At 61.9% G+C, this 17,043-nt stretch carries 13 protein-coding genes and 1 tRNA gene; 7 read left to right on the top strand and 7 right to left on the bottom strand.

Annotated elements, in window-relative coordinates; genetic code table 11:
- Positions 1-6 precede the first annotated feature (6 nt).
- Positions 7-471, bottom strand: a complete 465-nt coding sequence (locus KJQ96_RS30705; RefSeq protein WP_213290102.1) for an Lrp/AsnC family transcriptional regulator — start codon at positions 469-471, stop codon at positions 7-9.
- A 122-nt stretch (positions 472-593) separates the two neighbouring features.
- On the opposite strand from KJQ96_RS30705, the gene hppD reads away from it, so the two are divergent.
- Positions 594-1,712 carry a 4-hydroxyphenylpyruvate dioxygenase gene (gene hppD, locus KJQ96_RS30700; protein ID WP_213290101.1) on the top strand — a complete coding sequence of 373 codons (1,119 nt, stop codon included), beginning with the start codon at positions 594-596 and terminating at the stop codon, positions 1,710-1,712.
- Between the two features lie 132 nt (positions 1,713-1,844).
- Here hppD and KJQ96_RS30695 read toward each other — a convergent pair whose 3' ends face one another.
- The 4 genes from KJQ96_RS30695 to KJQ96_RS30680 form a co-directional block, all read right to left on the bottom strand.
- Positions 1,845-2,957 (bottom strand): CaiB/BaiF CoA-transferase family protein, encoded by a 1,113-nt coding sequence (locus tag KJQ96_RS30695; RefSeq protein ID WP_213290100.1) that lies wholly within the window; start codon positions 2,955-2,957, stop codon positions 1,845-1,847.
- A gap of 176 nt (positions 2,958-3,133) precedes the next feature.
- Positions 3,134-3,934: a xanthine dehydrogenase family protein subunit M gene (locus tag KJQ96_RS30690; protein ID WP_213290099.1), complete on the bottom strand. Its 801-nt coding sequence runs from the start codon at positions 3,932-3,934 to the stop codon at positions 3,134-3,136.
- Between the two features lie 15 nt (positions 3,935-3,949).
- Positions 3,950-6,295, bottom strand: coding sequence for a xanthine dehydrogenase family protein molybdopterin-binding subunit (locus KJQ96_RS30685; protein WP_213290098.1), 2,346 nt, complete (start codon positions 6,293-6,295; stop codon positions 3,950-3,952).
- Positions 6,296-6,378: 83 nt separating this feature from the next.
- Entirely contained in the window at positions 6,379-6,864 is a 486-nt protein-coding gene (locus KJQ96_RS30680) for a (2Fe-2S)-binding protein (protein ID WP_213290097.1), read from the bottom strand.
- Between the two features lie 556 nt (positions 6,865-7,420).
- On the opposite strand from KJQ96_RS30680, the gene KJQ96_RS30675 reads away from it, so the two are divergent.
- Entirely contained in the window at positions 7,421-9,391 is a 1,971-nt protein-coding gene (locus KJQ96_RS30675; RefSeq protein WP_213290141.1) for a methyl-accepting chemotaxis protein, read from the top strand.
- Between the two features lie 124 nt (positions 9,392-9,515).
- Here the strand turns inward: KJQ96_RS30675 and KJQ96_RS30670 are convergent, their stop codons facing one another.
- The gene (locus KJQ96_RS30670) at positions 9,516-9,866 is read right to left on the bottom strand and encodes a DUF3175 domain-containing protein (protein WP_213290096.1); all 351 of its coding nucleotides are present in this window, start codon (positions 9,864-9,866) and stop codon (positions 9,516-9,518) included.
- A gap of 470 nt (positions 9,867-10,336) precedes the next feature.
- Here KJQ96_RS30670 and KJQ96_RS30665 point away from each other — a divergent pair, with 470 nt between their 5' ends.
- The 3 genes from KJQ96_RS30665 (at position 10,337) to KJQ96_RS30655 (ending at position 14,346) form a co-directional block, all read left to right on the top strand.
- On the top strand, positions 10,337-11,836 hold the full coding sequence (locus KJQ96_RS30665; RefSeq protein ID WP_213290094.1) for an MFS transporter: 1,500 nt from the start codon (positions 10,337-10,339) through the stop codon (positions 11,834-11,836).
- Between the two features lie 15 nt (positions 11,837-11,851).
- The gene (gene otsB, locus KJQ96_RS30660) at positions 11,852-12,688 is read left to right on the top strand and encodes a trehalose-phosphatase (protein ID WP_213290140.1); all 837 of its coding nucleotides are present in this window, start codon (positions 11,852-11,854) and stop codon (positions 12,686-12,688) included.
- Positions 12,689-12,885: 197 nt separating this feature from the next.
- Positions 12,886-14,346 (top strand): trehalose-6-phosphate synthase, encoded by a 1,461-nt coding sequence (locus KJQ96_RS30655; RefSeq protein ID WP_213290092.1) that lies wholly within the window; start codon positions 12,886-12,888, stop codon positions 14,344-14,346.
- 78 nt (positions 14,347-14,424) lie between these two features.
- Here KJQ96_RS30655 and KJQ96_RS30650 read toward each other — a convergent pair whose 3' ends face one another.
- The gene (locus tag KJQ96_RS30650; protein WP_213290090.1) at positions 14,425-14,772 is read right to left on the bottom strand and encodes a hypothetical protein; all 348 of its coding nucleotides are present in this window, start codon (positions 14,770-14,772) and stop codon (positions 14,425-14,427) included.
- A gap of 197 nt (positions 14,773-14,969) precedes the next feature.
- Between KJQ96_RS30650 and KJQ96_RS30645 the strand changes: the two genes are divergently transcribed.
- A tRNA-Ser gene (locus KJQ96_RS30645) sits at positions 14,970-15,059 on the top strand.
- A 297-nt stretch (positions 15,060-15,356) separates the two neighbouring features.
- Entirely contained in the window at positions 15,357-16,181 is an 825-nt protein-coding gene (locus KJQ96_RS30640) for a hypothetical protein (RefSeq protein ID WP_213290088.1), read from the top strand.
- Positions 16,182-17,043 lie beyond the last annotated feature (862 nt).

The following is a 17,043-nucleotide window of genomic DNA, read 5'->3' as shown; positions in this document are numbered from 1 at the left end:
ACCGCTTCACTTCAGCGGCAGCCTCGCGCTCTCCTTCAGCCGGTCCAGCACGACCGACGATCGCACATGCGCGACACTCTGGTGCGGCATCAGCACGTTGTTGACGAGATCCGAGAGGTCCTTGAGGTCGCGCAGCACTACTTTCAGCACATAGTCGGCGTCGCCCGTGAGCGAATAGGCCTCCTGAATGTCGTCGACGCGGTTGACCAGCGCGCGAAACTTCTTGGCGTTGTCGGGCGAATGCGTCGCCAGCGTAATGTGAATGAAGGCGATCAGGTTGAAGCCGAGCGCCTCGCCGGCAAGGTCGGCATGGTAGCCGGCGATGACCTTTTCCTCCTCGAGCCGCATCCGCCGCCGCGAGCATTGCGAGGCGGATAGGCCGACGAGGTCGGCGAGTTGCTGGTTGGTCAGCCGGCCGTCGTCCTGCAGCGCGGCCAGCATTTTGAGGTCGAAGGCGTCCACGGGGATCATGCGTCAACTGCCGGCTTCGTGCACGAATTGTGCGAGATGATAGCTTAACGCCCTTCGGTTTGCATGCACTTTGCGCCCGCTTCGCCCGATATTGATCCAGGTCAATTTACGGGAGTTTAGCCATGGGTCCGTTTCCGCACGATGCGCCGGCCGCCACCATCAGCGCCGACAATCCGATGGGCACCGACGGTTTCGAGTTCGTCGAGTATGCGCATCCGAAACCTGAAGAGCTGCACGCGCTGTTCAAGCTGATGGGCTATGCGCCGGTCGCCCGCCACAAGACCAAGAAGATCACGGTCTATCGCCAGGGTGACATCAATTATCTCGTCAACGAGGAGCCTGGCACCCATGGCCATGGCTTCGTCGCCGCGCATGGGCCTTGTGCGCCGTCGATGGCGTTTCGCGTGGTCGACGCCAAGCAGGCCTACGAGCGGGCGCTCTCGCTCGGCGCGGAGCCGGCTGATGTTTCGTCCGCTCAGAAGACGCTCGATGTTCCCGCCATCAACGGCATCGGCGGCAGCCTGCTCTATTTCACCGACTGTTATGGCGCCAAGGGATCGGCCTATGATCTCGAGTTCGAATGGCTTGATACCCGCGATCCTCGGCCCGCCGGCGCCGGGCTCTATTACATCGATCACCTCACCCACAACGTCCATCGCGGCCGCATGGACGTCTGGACCGGCTTCTACGAAAAGCTGTTCAACTTCCGCCAGATTCGTTTCTTCGACATCGAGGGCCGGGCGTCCGGCCTGTTCTCGCGTGCGTTGACCAGCCCGGACGGCAAGATCCGGATCCCGATCAACGAGGATGCCGGTGATTCCGGGCAGATCGAGGAATATCTCAACATCTATCGCGGCGAGGGCATCCAGCACATCGCCTGCGGCGCGCGCGATATCTACCGCACCGTCGAGACACTGCGCGAGGCGGGACTACCGTTCATGCCGTCGCCGCCGGATACCTATTTCGAGAAGATCGACGCGCGCCTGCCGCAGCACGGCGAGGATGTCGCCCGTCTGCAGCGCGACGGCATTCTCATCGACGGTGAGGGCGTGGTCGATGGTGGCCACACCAAGGTGCTCTTACAGATTTTCTCTGCGAACGCGATCGGGCCGATCTTCTTCGAATTCATCCAGCGCAAGGGCGATGACGGCTTTGGTGAGGGCAACTTCAAGGCGCTGTTCGAATCGATCGAGGAGGATCAGATTCGGCGGGGTGTGTTGAAGGTGGATACCGCGGCGTAAGCTGTTGTCGTCCCGGCCTTGAGCCGGGACCCATACCGCGTGATTTCACGATTTTGCTTGGGAGTCAGTTGCGTCTCACAATTGAACCCTGTGGTTATGGGTCCCTGCGTTCGCAGGGACGACGGGGAAGGATTACCTTCCCGCTTTCCACGCGCTCGTCAGTTCGGCAATCTCCGCCTTCTCCGCATCCCGGATCGCCGACGGCGTGCGCGAGAAGCGTGGCGCGGGCGCCGGTTGCGTCACGCCATGACGCTCGACGAAAATCTTTCGCGCCGCCATGTGCGGATGATCAGGCGCTTCCGCCATGGTCAGTATCGGCGCGAAGCAGATGTCGGTGCCTTCCATGATCTTGCACCAGTCTTCGCGCGTCTTGCTCTTGAACACTTTTGCGAGCTTCTCCTTCAGCGCCGGCCAGGCCTTGCGGTCCATCTGCGCGTCGAAATCGGCGTCGGTCAGGCCGGCATGCTGGCGCAGCAGCGCGTAGAACTGCGGTTCGATCGAGCCGATCGAAACGAAATTGCCGCAGGCGCATTCATAGATGCCGTAGAAATGCGCGCCGCCGTCGAGAAAATTCTGCTCGCGGCCTTCGACCCAGCGGCCGATCGCGGTCATGTCGAAGAACATCGACATCAGCGATGCCGCGCCGTCGCACATTGCAGCGTCGACCACCTGGCCCTTGCCGGACTTCGACGCTTCCAATAGCGCCGCCAGCACGCCGACCACGAGATAGAGCGCGCCGCCGCCGAAATCGCCGACCAGGTTGAGCGGCGGCACCGGCTTCTCCTTGGTGCCGATCGCCGCAAGCGCGCCGGTGACCGAGATGTAGTTGATGTCGTGGCCGGCCGCGTGCGCTAGCGGCCCTTCCTGGCCCCAGCCGGTCATCCGGCCGAACACCAGCCGCGGATTGCGGGCCATCACCACATCGGGTCCGAGGCCCAGCCGCTCCATCACGCCGGGGCGAAAGCCTTCGATCAGCGCGTCGGCATGGCTAAGCAGATCCAGCACCTGCGCGACCGCGGCTTTGTCCTTGAGATCGAGCTCGACCACTTTCCGGCCGCGCCCCGCCACCGATTTCAAATTCTTCTTAGCGCCGACGCGATCGAGCGTGACGACTTCCGCGCCCATGTCGGCCAGCATCATGCAGGCGAACGGGCCCGGGCCGATGCCGGCGAATTCGACGATGCGGAAGCCTGCGAGCGGGCCGGAGGAGCGGGTGGCGGATTGGGTGGCTGGTTGCTCGAGCACGTTGTTTTCTCTCCCAAGGGAACGTCGAAGGGAACGTCTTAATTAGTTGATTAGCTAAATTGTCCCGCCGAAGCGAGGCCCTGGCAAGCTTCTTTTGCCGAGAATCGAGCCAAAACACGAAAGCGGCGCGCATCGCTGCGCGCCGCTCAATATCGAGTCGCGCGTTCAGGCGCTGATCAGCCCGCCGCGGTCACCGCGCGCTGCGCCATCACCTTAACCAGGTTGGCGCGATAGTCCGAGGTGCCGTGAATGTCGTTCATCAGGCCGTCGGCGGAAATCTTGACGTTATCGAGCGCGGCGGCCGACCAGTTGGCCTTCAGCGCCGCCTCGATCGCCGGCACCCGCATGACGCCGTTTTGCGATGCGCCGGTGGCTGCGACGCGAACGTCACCCGCCGGCGTTTTTGCGACGAACACGCCGGTCAGAGCGAAGCGCGACGCCGGATGGTTGAACTTCGCGTAGCCCGCTTTGTCCTGAACCGGGAACGATACCGCAGTGATGATTTCGCCATCTTCCAGCGCCGTCGAGAACAGGCCCTTGAAGAAATCATCCGCAGATATCGAACGCTTGTTGGTCTTCACGGTGGCCCCGCACGCCAGCACCGCCGCCGGATAGTCGGCCGCCGGATCGTTGTTGGCGAGCGAGCCGCCGATGGTGCCGCGATGCCGCACCGCCGGGTCGCCGATCAGCGAGGCGAGGTAGGCCAGCGCCGGGATTGCCTTCTGCACCGTTTCGCTCGACGCCACGTCGTGATGGGTCGTCGCCGCCTTAATCATTATGCCGTCACCGGTTGGCTCGATGCCGACCAGCTCCTTGATCTTGCCGAGATCGATCACATCGGACGGCGAGGCCAGCCGTTGCTTCATCACGGGAATGAGCGTGTGGCCGCCGGCCAAATATTTCGCGTCGGAACCCTTGGTGAACAGGCTTGCTGCTTCGTCGACTGAAGAGGGGCGGTGATAGGTTGTTTGGTACATGGCTGTGCTCCCCTTTTACGCGTTGCCGTGAATGGCATGCCACACCCGATCGGGCGTCGCCGGCATTTCGAGTTTGTTGTTGCCGATCGCATCCGTGATCGCGTTGATGACGGCGGCCGACGCGCCGATCGCGCCCGCCTCGCCGCAGCCCTTGACGCCGAGCGGATTGCCCGGACATAGCGTCGTCGTGTGCGACAGCTTGAAGGAGGGCAGGTCATCCGCGCGCGGCATGGTGTAATCCATGAACGACGCGGTCACGAGCTGGCCGGATGAGTCGTACACCACGCCCTCCAGCAGCGCCTGGCCGATGCCTTGGGCAAGCCCGCCATGGACCTGGCCCTCGACGATCATCGGATTGATCAGCCGGCCGAAATCATCCGCCGCCACGAAGTTGACGAAGGTGCTTTTTCCGGTGCCGGCATCGACTTCCATTTCGCAGATATAGGCGCCGGCCGGGAAGGTGAAGTTGGTCGGGTCGTAGAACGCGCCCTCCTTCAGGCCCGGCTCCATGCCATCAGGCAGGTTATGCGCGGTGTAGGCCGCGAGCGCGACCATCGGCAGCGCCAACGACTTGTCGGTGCCGGCGACCTTGAACTCGCCGTTCTCGATAACGATGTCGTTCTCGGAGGCCTCGAGCTGGTGCGCTGCGATCTTCTTCGCTTTCGCCTCGACCTTTTCCATCGCCTTCAGGATCGCGGTGAGACCGACGGCCGCCGAGCGCGAGCCGTAGGTACCCATGCCGAACTGCACCTTGTCGGTATCGCCATGGACGATCTGGACCTGGCTGATGGGCACGCCGAGCCGCTCGGCAATGAGCTGGCAGAACGTCGTCTCGTGGCCTTGGCCGTGGCTGTGCGATCCCGTCAGGATCTCGATGGTGCCGACCGGATTGACGCGCACTTCCGCCGATTCCCACAGGCCCACGCCGGCGCCGAGACTGCCGACCGCCTTTGAAGGCGCAATGCCGCAGGCCTCGATGTAGCAGGAGATGCCGATGCCGCGCAGCTTGCCTTCGGATTTGGCCTGCGCCTTGCGTGCCGGGAAACCGGCGTAGTCGATCGCTTTCATCGCTGCATCGAGCGAGGCGTGGAAGTCGCCGATGTCGTAGGCCATGATCACAGGCGTCTGATGCGGAAACTGCGTGATGAAATTCTTCTTCCGCAACTCCGCCGGATCGACCTTCAACTGCCGCGCGGCCGTCTCCATCAGCCGTTCCACCACAAAACTTGCCTCGGGCCGGCCCGCGCCGCGATAGGCGTCGACCGGAACAGTGTTGGTGTAGACGCTGATCACCTCGGCGAAGATGTTAGGGATGTTGTACTGGCCCGACAGCAGCGTCGCATAGAGGTAGGTCGGCACCGAGGAGGAGAACAGCGACATGTAGCCGCCGAGATTGGCGTAGGTCTTGACGCGCAAGCCGGTGACCTTGTTGTCCTTGTCGAACGCCATCTCCGCCTTGGTGAGGTGATCGCGGCCATGGGCGTCGGTCAGGAAGGCCTCGGTGCGGTCGCCGGTCCACTTCACCGGACGACCAACCTTCTTGGAGGCCCACAGCGCCACCATCTCCTCGGGGTAGATGAAGATTTTTGAGCCGAAACCGCCGCCGACGTCGGGCGCCACTACCCGCAGCTTGTGCTCCTGCGCGATGTTGTAGAACGCCGACAGCACGAGCCGGGCGACATGCGGATTCTGCGAGGTCGTGTAGAGCGTGAAATGCTCTTCGGGCTCGTTATATTCCGCGATCGCCGCGCGCGGCTCCATCGCGTTCGGCACCAGGCGGTTGTTGGTGATGTCGAGCGAGACGACGTTGGCTGCCGATTTGAAGGCCGCATCGGTCGCGCCTTCATCGCCAATGGTCCAGTCGTAGATCACGTTGCCTGGCGCTTCCGGATGCAGTTGCGGCGCACCCGGCGCGATCGCGGCGCGAATGTCAGGAACGGCGGGCAATTCCTCATAGTTGACGACCACGGCTTCAGCCGCGTCGCGGGCCTGGTTCTTGGTCTCGGCGATCACCACCGCGACCGCCTGGCCGACGAAGCGCACGGTCTCCGGCGCCATCGCCGGCCAAGCGCCCATCTTCATACCGGTGCCGTCCTTGGAGGTAATGGCCCAGCCGCAGATCAGATTACCGATCTTGTCGTCGACGATCTGCTGGCCGGTCAGCACGCCGACCACGCCCGGCATCTTCATCGCCTCTGACGTATCGATACTCTTGATCTTGGCATGTGCATGCGGGCTGCGGATGAAGTGTGCGTGGGTCATGCCCACCAGCTTGATATCGTCGACGTAGCGGCCCTTGCCTGTGATGAAACGACGGTCTTCTTTGCGCACGACGCTTGCGCCAATGCCTTCAACACCCATTGTGTCCTCCCGACCGGAATTGTTGTTTCCGCGATTTCCAGCGAAACGCGGGATTGAATTCGAAAAATGTTGGCCTGCGGCGGCTATTCTGCCGCCTGCGCGACCTTCATGCGCCCAGCCGCGTCGAGCACCGCCTTGACGATGTTGTGGTAGCCGGTGCAGCGGCAGATATTGCCTTCCAGCTCATGCCGGACGGTCGCCTCGTCGAGATTGCCGCTATGGCGGTGCACAATATCGATTGCCGACATGATCATGCCCGGGGTGCAGTAACCGCACTGAAGGCCGTGATTGTCACGGAAAGCAGCCTGCATCGGGTGCAGTTCGTTGCCCTTGGCGATGCCCTCGATGGTGGTCACGTTGGAGCCGGCGGCCTGGCCGGCCAGCACGGTACAGGATTTCACCGCCCGGCCGTCGATATGGACGACGCAGGCGCCGCACTGGCTGGTGTCGCAGCCGACATGCGTGCCGGTCAGGTTAAAATGGTCGCGAAGGAGATGGACGAGAAGGGTCCGGTCCTCGACCTCGGCCGAGACGGCCTTGCCGTTTACCGTCAGCTTGACTGTAGACACGCGTGGTACCTCCCGATGTTTTATAATTATTCCAATTAGAAACAGCGGCGAAGTAACTTGCAACTAGGATTTTGCGGGCATCTGTCATTGCGGTGACATTCGTTGGCGTGAGCGCGGAGACTCGCGATGCGAATCTCTTCTTACCCTCCCCTGGAGGGGTCCGAGACGAGCGAAGCTCGCTCGTGGGTCGGCACGCATCGCCTGATGCGCGCCGGGGTGGGGTGACGGTCTTTCCACATCCAACAGTGCCCGTGTGGAGAGATTACCCCACCCCGTCTCGCATTCCGCTTCGCTCCATGCGAGCCGACCCACGAGCGAGCTTCGCTCGTCTCGGACCCCTCCAGGGGAGGGTAGGCGACGGCGGCCCCCATACCCCTCGCAAGTTTTGCCCAGATTTACCCGCCCTTATCCATTCTGCCTTAACTTTGCGCACCGGATCGGGGGGCTGGGCCTCCGATGCCTGTTTTTCAGAACGAAAACGGGGGGTGACGTGCGATTTCTGAAGCGTGGCGGCTCGTCTTTCAAGCTCCCGACCCTGCGGTTCCGCGCCAAGATCATGCTCGGCTTTGCCGTCGTGCTGGCGATTTCGGCCGCCAGCATGGGATTTGCCTATCTCGGGTTCGAGCGGGTTTCGGCCGGCGTGGAGTCCTACCGGCGCAGCGTGCTGGAGGCCGACCTGTCGCGCGACATCGACCGCGAGTTGATTTCCTACCGCTCGCTCGCCCGCTATTTCGTGGCGACCGGAAAGGAAGAGGATGGCAAGGCGGCGCTGGCCGCCGAAGCCGGCCTGAAGGACGCAATCATTGCCTCGATGAAGGGGACGACCAATCCGACGCGACTCGAGCAGATCGCGAAATTGGAGCGGGAGTTCCGCGCCTTCACCAAGATTTTCGCCGACATCGTCAAGGTCAAGGACGAGAGTGCGCGCATCACGCAGAACCAGCTCACCCGCACCGGCAACTCGCTGCGCTACAAGCTGGACGATCTCCCCAGCAATGCCGACGATGACGAAATGCCGGTGATCACGCTCGGCGCGAAGAAGGTGACCGAGCAGTTTCAGGCGGTCACTGCGCTCGCCAATACGTTCGTGGTCAATTCGGACAAGACGGTCGCTGCCAGCGCAATGGCGCGCCTGAAATTTGTCGAGAATGCGCTCAAGGCGATTTCGTCGAACAACGAAAAGATCCGTGAGGGGATCAAGGAAATCTCCGCCATGCTGGAGGAGTACCAGAAGTCGCTCGCCAAGCTGGTCGACAATTCCAAGGAGATCGACGAGCTGACGTTGGAAATGACGGAATCGGCCGCCGCTATCAACAAGGGCTCGGGCGCCATGAAGTCGGACCTCTTGGCCGATCAGAAGCGGCTCGAAGCCGAGTCGGACGCGACCATCGGCGAGACCGAGCGGCTGATCCTGATCCTTGCCGCCGGCGGATTTCTGCTCGGCTGTGTCTGGGCCTTCTTCCTCGGCAAGGGTATTTCCCGGCCGATGATTGCGATGTGCAACGCGATGCGCGAACTCGCCGCCGGCAATTTCGAAGTCGTGCTGCCCGGCCTCGGCCGCAAGGACGAACTGGGCGAGATGGCAAGCGCGGTCGAGGAGTTCAAGGTGCAGGCGATCGCCCGCGCCGAGCGCGACGCCGCCACCCAGGAAGCGCAGAACAAGGCGGCGAGTGCCGCGCGCCGCGCCGAACTCATTCGCTTCGCCGACGAATTCGAAGCCGCAGTCGGCGCCATCGTTTCCAACGTGTCGTCCTCGGCCGTGCAACTCGAATCCGCTGCCGGAAAACTGACGCGGACGGCGGAAACCACCCAGAGCCTCTCGAGCCAGGTCGCCAGCGCCTCGGAAGAAGCCTCCACCAACATGCAGTCGGTGGCATCCGCGACCGAGGAACTGTCGACTTCCGTCGACGAGATCGGGCGGCGCGTCAAGGAATCCAGCCAGATTGCGGAAGCCGCCGTGCGTCAGGCCGAGCAGACCGACGGGCGGATCGGCAAGCTGTCGCGAGCCGCGCAGGAGATCGGCGACGTGGTCAAGCTGATCACGGCGATTGCCGAGCAGACCAACCTTTTGGCACTGAACGCCACCATCGAGGCTGCCCGCGCGGGCGATGCCGGCCGCGGCTTTGCAGTGGTTGCATCCGAGGTCAAATCGCTCGCCAGCCAGACGGCGAGGGCGACCGACGAGATTTCCAATCACATCTCGGGCATGCAGGGCGCGACGCAGGAATCGGTCGTCGCGATCAAGGAGATCGGCGGCACCATTGGCAGGATCTCCGACATCGCCGGGACGATCGCCAGCGCCGTCGAGCAGCAGAGCGCGGCAACGCAGGAAATTGCGCGCAGCGTCCAGAACGTCGCGGAAGGCACGCAGGAGGCCGCCGCCAACGTCATGCACGTCAACCGCGGCGCGACCGAAACCGGATCGGCGTCCGAGGAAGTGCTAAATTCGGCCCGCACGCTATCCAGCGAAAGCACGCGCCTTCGCGAAGAGCTCGACCGCTTCATGGCGAATATCAGGGCGGCGTGATTGTCGCCCCTGCGAACGCAGGGGCCCATAACCACCGCCGAATTTTGTTTTGCGCATAACTGTCCGCGGCCCGTCTCATCCGCCGCGGCGTATGGGTCCCTGCGTTCGCAGGGACGACGACGAGTTACTCCCTGCCGAACTGGTGCTTCAGCTCCACCTTGGCGCGCTCCAGCCGCGCGCGCTGTGCCTTCGGCAAGGTCTTGCCGGCGCGGTTGATGTAGAAGGTCAGCATCGAGAGCGCCGAGCGATAGGCGCCTGACTTGCGGCGCGTACTGTGCTCGGCGGAGCGCTTGAGCGACGCCGCGACCTTCTTAGCGCTGGTCTGCTTGAAGACGCCGCGCTTCAAATCGAGCGCGTCGCTTTCCTGTGTCACGCGTTGCGACCACCGTTTCGCTGATGATTTCTTCGCCGTTGTCGTGCGGCTGCTCTTCCGGGCTGCGGCCTTCCGTGGTGTGGTTTTTCGCCGTTCGGCCATGTTCGACCTCCATTGCTGTTTTGCCGAAAACGGTCGCCCGATTATTCGGTTCCCGTGATGCGTCGCGAGAACGCGAAGGCGTATTCAGTCGTGCGTGCTGAATACCGCCTTCGCGGGGTATGGTATGACGGTCGTTGTGAGCTGCGGTACTTCAACGTCATTGCGAGCCAACGGGTCGCGCGAATGCGCGCCCGATGACAGGCTCCGCGAAGCAACCCTTGTCACCTCATGCGCCGAAAGATGGATTGCTTCGCTGCGCTCGCAATGACGTGGAGGGGCCGCTGCGTATCCGATACCCCGCACGATACGCAGAGCACGGCAACAGCTATGCAATTTCGCCATGCGAAAGTCTCCGGAACCGCACCCTCCGAGAGGCGTTATCTTCACGGCGGGCATCATGTTTGCCGCAATTGAGCGTGAAAACCCTGGGGCTGGGGCGTTCCGGGGTGTTTTTTCATTGGCCAAATCCGATGGGTGTGAAAGCGATATGGCGGGGGGCGGCAGTGGCTGAAAGCGCGTCCATTACGTCGCTGGAGCAGGACAATGCTCGCGTCATCGAGACCAGCATACCCACGCGGCTCGATTGCCTGCGTTGGGGCGGCTTTCATACCCGCGTCGTGGCCGCACTCGGCATCACCTGGATTCTCGACGGGCTGGAAGTCACGCTGGCAGGCGCCTTGTCGGGCGCGCTGAAGGAGAGCCCGACGCTGCAATTTTCGAATCTCGATGTTGGTCTCGCCAACAGCGCCTATCTCGCCGGTGCCGTGCTCGGGGCTCTCGGCTTCGGCTGGCTGACGGACCGGATCGGGCGCAAAAAACTGTTCTTCATCACGCTCGCGGTCTATCTCAGCGCGACCGCCGCCACCGCGCTGTCATGGAATATCGCGAGTTACGCGCTGTTTCGTTTCCTGACCGGGGCGGGCATCGGCGGCGAATATACCGCGATCAATTCGACGATTCAGGAGTTGGTGCCGGCGCGTTATCGTGGCTGGACCGACCTCGTGATCAACGGCAGTTTCTGGATTGGGGCTGCGATCGGCGCGGTCGCCGCCATCGTGCTGCTCGATCCCAACGTGCTCGCGCCGGATCTCGGCTGGCGGATGGCCTACTTCATTGGCGCCGCACTCGGCCTGATCGTGTTCGTGATGCGGATGTGGATTCCGGAAAGCCCGCGCTGGCTGATGATCCATGGCCGTCCCGAGGAGGCGCACGCGATTGTTGACGGCATCGAGAGGTCATCGATGCGCCATCCGGATCATGAGGCCGATGAGGTGTTCCCGAAGATCAGGCTGAGGATGCGCAGCCACACGCCGCTTGGTGAGGTGGCGCATACGCTGTTCACGACCTACCGGCAGCGTTCGCTGGTTGGATTGGTGCTGATGGCCTCGCAGGCATTCTTCTACAACGCCATCTTCTTCACTTTCGCGCTGGTACTCACAGACTTCTTCGGCATCCCGTCAAACGATGTCGGCTGGTACATCCTGCCCTTTGCGGCGGGCAATTTCCTCGGGCCGCTGGTGCTCGGCCGGCTGTTCGACACGCTGGGTCGCCGCGCGATGATCGCGACCACCTATGGTGTCTCCGGTCTGCTGCTCGCGCTGTCGGGCTATCTGTTCTCGATCGATGTCTTGAGCGCGCAGACCCAGACCATCGCCTGGATGGTGATCTTCTTCTTTGCTTCGCCCGCGGCGAGCGCGGCCTATCTCACCGTCAGCGAGACGTTTCCGCTGGAGGTGCGCGCGCTCGCGATTGCGCTGTTCTATGCGATCGGAACGGGCATTGGCGGCGTGGTAGGACCGGCGCTATTCGGCGCCCTGATCGATACCGGATCGCGCAACACCGTTTTCGCCGGCTACCTGTTAGGGTCGGCATTGATGATCGTGGCCGCCGCTGTCGCGTGGCGGTATGCCGTTGCTGCTGAGCGCAAATCGCTCGAATCTGTCGCACGGCCGCTAGCATGTGTGGAGTAGGATGAGATGGACGACATGAATCAGGATCTGGCCGAAATGTCATTGGAAGACGATATCGCCCGCGAAGACGATGCCGCGCTGGAAACAGTTCCGGTGCCACGCTCGATGGTGCCGCACTTAAGCGAGTCCGCCATTCTGCTCGACATTGACGGCACGCTGCTCGATCTGATGCCGACGCCGCGCGAAGTGTGGGTGCCGCCCGGGCTGGCGAAGACGTTGAACCGCCTGCTGGTCAGGACCAACGGCGCGCTGGCGCTGGTCAGCGGCCGTTCGCTCAACGATATCGACCTGATCTTCGCGCCCGATCAATTCCCGGCCGTCGGCGGCCACGGCGCCGAAATGCGGATCGAGCCGGACAGCGAGGCGGTGGCCGCGCACGCCCCGCCGATGGACAAGGAGTTGAAGCGCCGGCTGGCGGCAATCGCAAAATTGAGCCCGGGAATATTGCTGGAGGACAAGGGCTATTCGCTAGCGCTGCACTATCGCCTCGCGCCGCATGCCGAGAAGGCGATCTATGCCGCGGTGTCGCTGATCAGGGCCGATCTGCCCAATGCGCCGATCGAAGTGTTGCCCGGCAAATGCGTCTGCGAGATCAAGCACTCTGGCTTCACCAAGGCGAGCGGCGTGCACGAATTGATGACGCGCGAGCCGTTCAAGGGGCGCCGTCCGTTCTTCATCGGCGACGATGTTACCGACGAGAGCGTCTTTGCGATCATGCCCGACCTCGATGGCCTCGCCTTCTCCGTCGGCCGCCGTGCCAAAGGCGTGGCCGGCCACTTCGATGCGCCCAGCGACGTCAGGGAATTCCTTACACACCTGCTTGATGACGAAAGGGACGCATCTCTGCCATAATGTTTTTCGTCCCGTCGAGTTTCGAACACAGATTCTCGCGCTTGACGCCGAGGTTCGCGGCAAATTTTATTTTTCGTGAGTTCCGGTGAGTTCCTGCGCGCTGCAGCCCGAATTTGGTTTCAATTCGTTGAAAGGGTGATCAGGAACCATATTGATGAACGGCAGTTAAACGCGAGCGTACCAACGGGAGGGGACCTGTGAACCTCGTCGTCGTTTCTAACCGCGTTTCGCGCGGAAAACCCAACGAACCCATGACGGGGGGACTCGCGGCGGCGTTGTTGCCGATCGTCGAGAAGTCGGGCGCTATCTGGGTCGGTTCCAGTGGTCGCGTCCGCGACGGGAACCAGAAGGAACCGTTTGCCGAGATCGAGGCGCTCGGCGCCGGCGCACTGGCAATGCTGGACCTGCCGGCCGCGCATTACGGCGGCTATTACGAAGGTTTTGCGAATTCCGCATTATGGCCGGCGCTGCATTCGCGCGCCGATCTGATCCGCGCGTCGCATGAGGACTATCTCAGCTATCGCGAGGTGAACGCCTTCATGGCGCGCGCGCTGTTGCGATTCCGAAAAGCGGATTCGGCGTTCTGGATTCAGGACTACCATTTCCTCGCGCTCGGCGCCGAGCTGCGCGATCTCCGCGTCACGGAGCCGATCGGCTTCTTTCTCCATACGCCGTGGCCGGCCCGTTCGGTGATCGGCGGCGTGCCGCACCATCGCGAGCTGGTCGAGGCGATGCTGGCCTATGATTTGATCGGCTTCCAGACCGAGGAAGACTGCGAGAACTTCCTGGCTTACGCGCAGGCCGACCTCGGCCTCGTCGTGCATGACGGCGTCATCATTTCGCGCTACGGCCGAACGCGCGCTGCGGTATTTCCGATCGGCATCGATCCCCAGCTATTCGCGCAGTTGGCAACGAAGGCGTCGACCCATCCCGATGTCTCGCGGCTGCGGCGCAGCCTGAATGGCGAGAAGCTCGCGATCGGGGTCGACCGGCTGGATTATTCCAAGGGCCTGATCAACCGCATCAAGGCGTTCGACCGGATGTGGACCTTGCACCCGTCGCTGGCGCGCACGGTATCGTTGCTGCAGATCGCAACGCCGTCGCGCGGTGCGATCGAGGCCTACGGCAATCTGCAGAGCGAGGTCGCAAGGTTGGTCAGCGACGTCAACGGTGTTCACGGCGAAGTCGACTGGACGCCGATCCGTTATCTCAACAAGGGCTACGGCCAGGCCGTGCTCGCCGGCCTCTATCGCACCGCGCAGGTCGGCGTGGTCACGCCGCTGCAGGACGGCATGAATCTCGTCGCCAAGGAATATGTCGCCGCGCAAAACCCGGTCGACCCCGGCGTGCTCGTGCTGTCGAAATTCGCCGGCGCCGCCAACGAACTCGACACTGCGCTGTTGGTCAATCCGCATGACATCGACGGCATGGCGCGCACCATTGCGATCGCGCTGTCGATGCCGCTAACCGAACGGCGGATGCGCTGGGAGGCGATGATGGCGAAGCTGCGCGGCCATACCATCCAGCAATGGTTCGCCGATTTCACCGACGCGCTGCGCGAAAGCCAGCTCGACCGCAGCGAACTGGCGCCTGTCCTGGCGGAGCATCCGCTATGGCCGCTTCGTTCCGCCAGCAACAACAACGCGCGATATCATTAGAGTCGTCTAGCAATTCACCAGAGCTATCCCCTCCCTGAGGGTTGCATGACAGGCTGCGCCGTTAGCCCGTGCTGCACCTCAATGGCAATACGACACGCCATCCAGCACCGGGCAGCGCGCCTTGTTCGGCGCGCTCGGATTTTCCATCGGCACCATGCCGCCCTTGCCTGAACCGGCGAACACGCCGGGGCCGATGACGACGGACGATTTGTTGCCGATGATGACGCTCGGATGCGGCGAGGCCAGCCTCGATCGCGAGCCGTCGGCCCACACGATGGCGTCGCCCGCGAAGATGCCGCGCCGGCCGTCATCGCAACTTACATCCAAGCCCTGACGCGTGCAGGCCTGCGCCATCGCCGGGCCCGCCGCAGCACCCGCAAACGCCGATAAAAGGATAGCGAACAGAAGCGCCCGCGCGATGATCATACCGTCCCCCCACCGATTGCGTTGCCACTGTGGTCGTCGATCATGGCCGGATTCCGGTTCAAGGGCCCGGAAAGCACTGATCATCCGACACCGAACGTGCCAAATTTCCGAATAAATTCAATGAATTGGGGAAATTTTGACGGCTCTGCCCGGCGTCCCTTGCAAAATCAGTGCTGCCCCTTCAAGAGAGGGCCTCCGGAGAGATGGCCGAGTGGCTTAAGGCGCACGCTTGGAAAGCGTGTGTGCGGGAAACCGTACCGTGGGTTCGAATCCCACTCTCTCCGCCATGAAGATCCTATAAGGTGTTGATCTTACGTAAGTTTGCAGCGTTTAAATTGTAGCTTACCCACCGTGTTCCCCACTTCTCTATTCAAAAAAGCTGCTGAAAGCGCTGCCCGCGTCGTTTCGACTCAGGCGTTTCGCAGTAGCTTTACGGCGTGAACAACTCGCCCAATCCAAGCCTGAAGGACCGCGTGGAGTACTTAGTGCTCCGGAAATTTCCGTTTGCCCGCGCAATGGAGTTTCCACCGTCGCTCAACGTCGGGAGCCGGCCGCGCCTTTGCGGGCCTGAAGTGAGCCCGCAAATGCGGGAGGCTTTGGCCGCGTACCGCGCAGAACTGGCGGCGCTCTCACACCAGGAACTAGTGGAATGCTACAATGCCGAAAGACAACGCGAGTTTCAGCAGGCAGTGGCGAAAGCTGAACGCGAGGAACAAGAGCGATTCTATAATCAACCCCAAGCGACGGCGGACTTTGGTCACTGGTCGAAATTGGCGCATTGGACGTTGGATGAAGCCGTCGCGCTTTCGTTTGGCAAAGCGCCGGAGGTGGTGAATTGGCCGACAATTTCAAAGTATTTGCAAATATCTTCATTCGCGGTGCAGTACGGCCGCCGCCGCGAACTTACCGTGCGAGCGGTCCCATGGAAGCAGCTTTACGATCCCGTGCTGCCGACAATTTTTCTTGCTTGGGCAAAGCGCAATGACATTGAAGTGCCAGCGGCGCTAATTGAGGCGATTGGGAAGCGCGACCGAATTGCCGACTGGAGGTCTCTGTATGACGAGTTGAAGGCCGTGCACGAAGAGAAGGAAAAGGTCTGGCGTGCGACCGATGAGGCAAAGGATAGGTTCACAGCGTCGCTGCAAGACCGCATCCGCGAGCTCGAAACAGGACAGGCAGACCGGACAGCGGAAAAGCCTCTCGGTGCGAAAGAGCGAGAGAGCTTGCTTAAAATCGTGATTGGGGTCGCGGTGGACAGCTACAAATATGATCCGAAACTGAGCCGCAGCGCCGTACCGCAGGAGATAGCCGACGACTTGGCTAAATGCGGCATCGTTCTGGACGTGGACACGGTGCGAAAGTGGCTACGCGAAGCGGCTGAACTTCTGCCGCCGAAAGGAAATGGGTGACCCTTCGGTTGTGGCCGGTTCACATTTCTCCACGTCCCAATGGATCTTCGCTGTCCGCTCTTGGAGATGAGGCCGACGTCGCGCGCATCGTAGGCCGATGTCGCCTTATGACCCCATAGCGGCCCCATGGTTGGCTCACCAGCACCTAGTCCGGGGGCGGGTGCAGTTTATGCCATTTTTCACGCGCGGTTTCCGCTGATCCGCCGCGCCGCATTTCATCTTCTCTAAAATCTTTCCAGTACCGGTGGGTGCAATATAGCCCGGACAGCCAAAGAATGACGAACAACAAAACAAGCGCACCAATCAAGTAGTCCGTGAACTCGGTTGAACCAAAAATCTTCACAGGCAAATCAAAGCAAGACATAGGGCGCCAGCAACCGCGAAACCTCGCGTTCGTAACCGCCAAACCCGGACCTCATCTGAAACAGACATCCCTCTTCCTCAGAGGACGTACGCTCTCGCGCCTAGCCGGTAGGGCGAAGCAAATAGAAAGACACCCCGATAGCAACAACGAGTACTCCGATGCGTGTGAGGGCCTTCATGCTCTTCGTCATAGACGACCGATCGATAAGAAAGCTCAGCCCCACCACCATCAGAACTCCGAAAGGAATGAGCAGTGACGACATCAGTTCTCACTTCGGTTGTTGTACCGGTCATGAAAACTAGGAGGTGTGGGTTAATGTGATCCTAACGGAAGCTTCCCCTGCGCGAGGTCGGCTATTGGCCCTCAGCCGAACTGCCTATGAGCCGCTGCAAAGGCTGCTCTCGGAGGACCTGAGGAGCTGAGCGGTGGACCGCCGCTTGTGACCGTGCGGTGCAAGAAGATTTCGATGATCCGGCAGATGCGGTCTTGCATCAATGT

Origin of the sequence: Bradyrhizobium sp. sGM-13, from assembly GCF_018398875.1 — a bacterium.
In the GTDB taxonomy this organism is placed as follows: domain Bacteria; phylum Pseudomonadota; class Alphaproteobacteria; order Rhizobiales; family Xanthobacteraceae; genus Bradyrhizobium.
The sequence above is the reverse complement of the archived record's forward strand: the minus strand, read 5'-3'. Positions and strand labels throughout refer to the sequence as shown.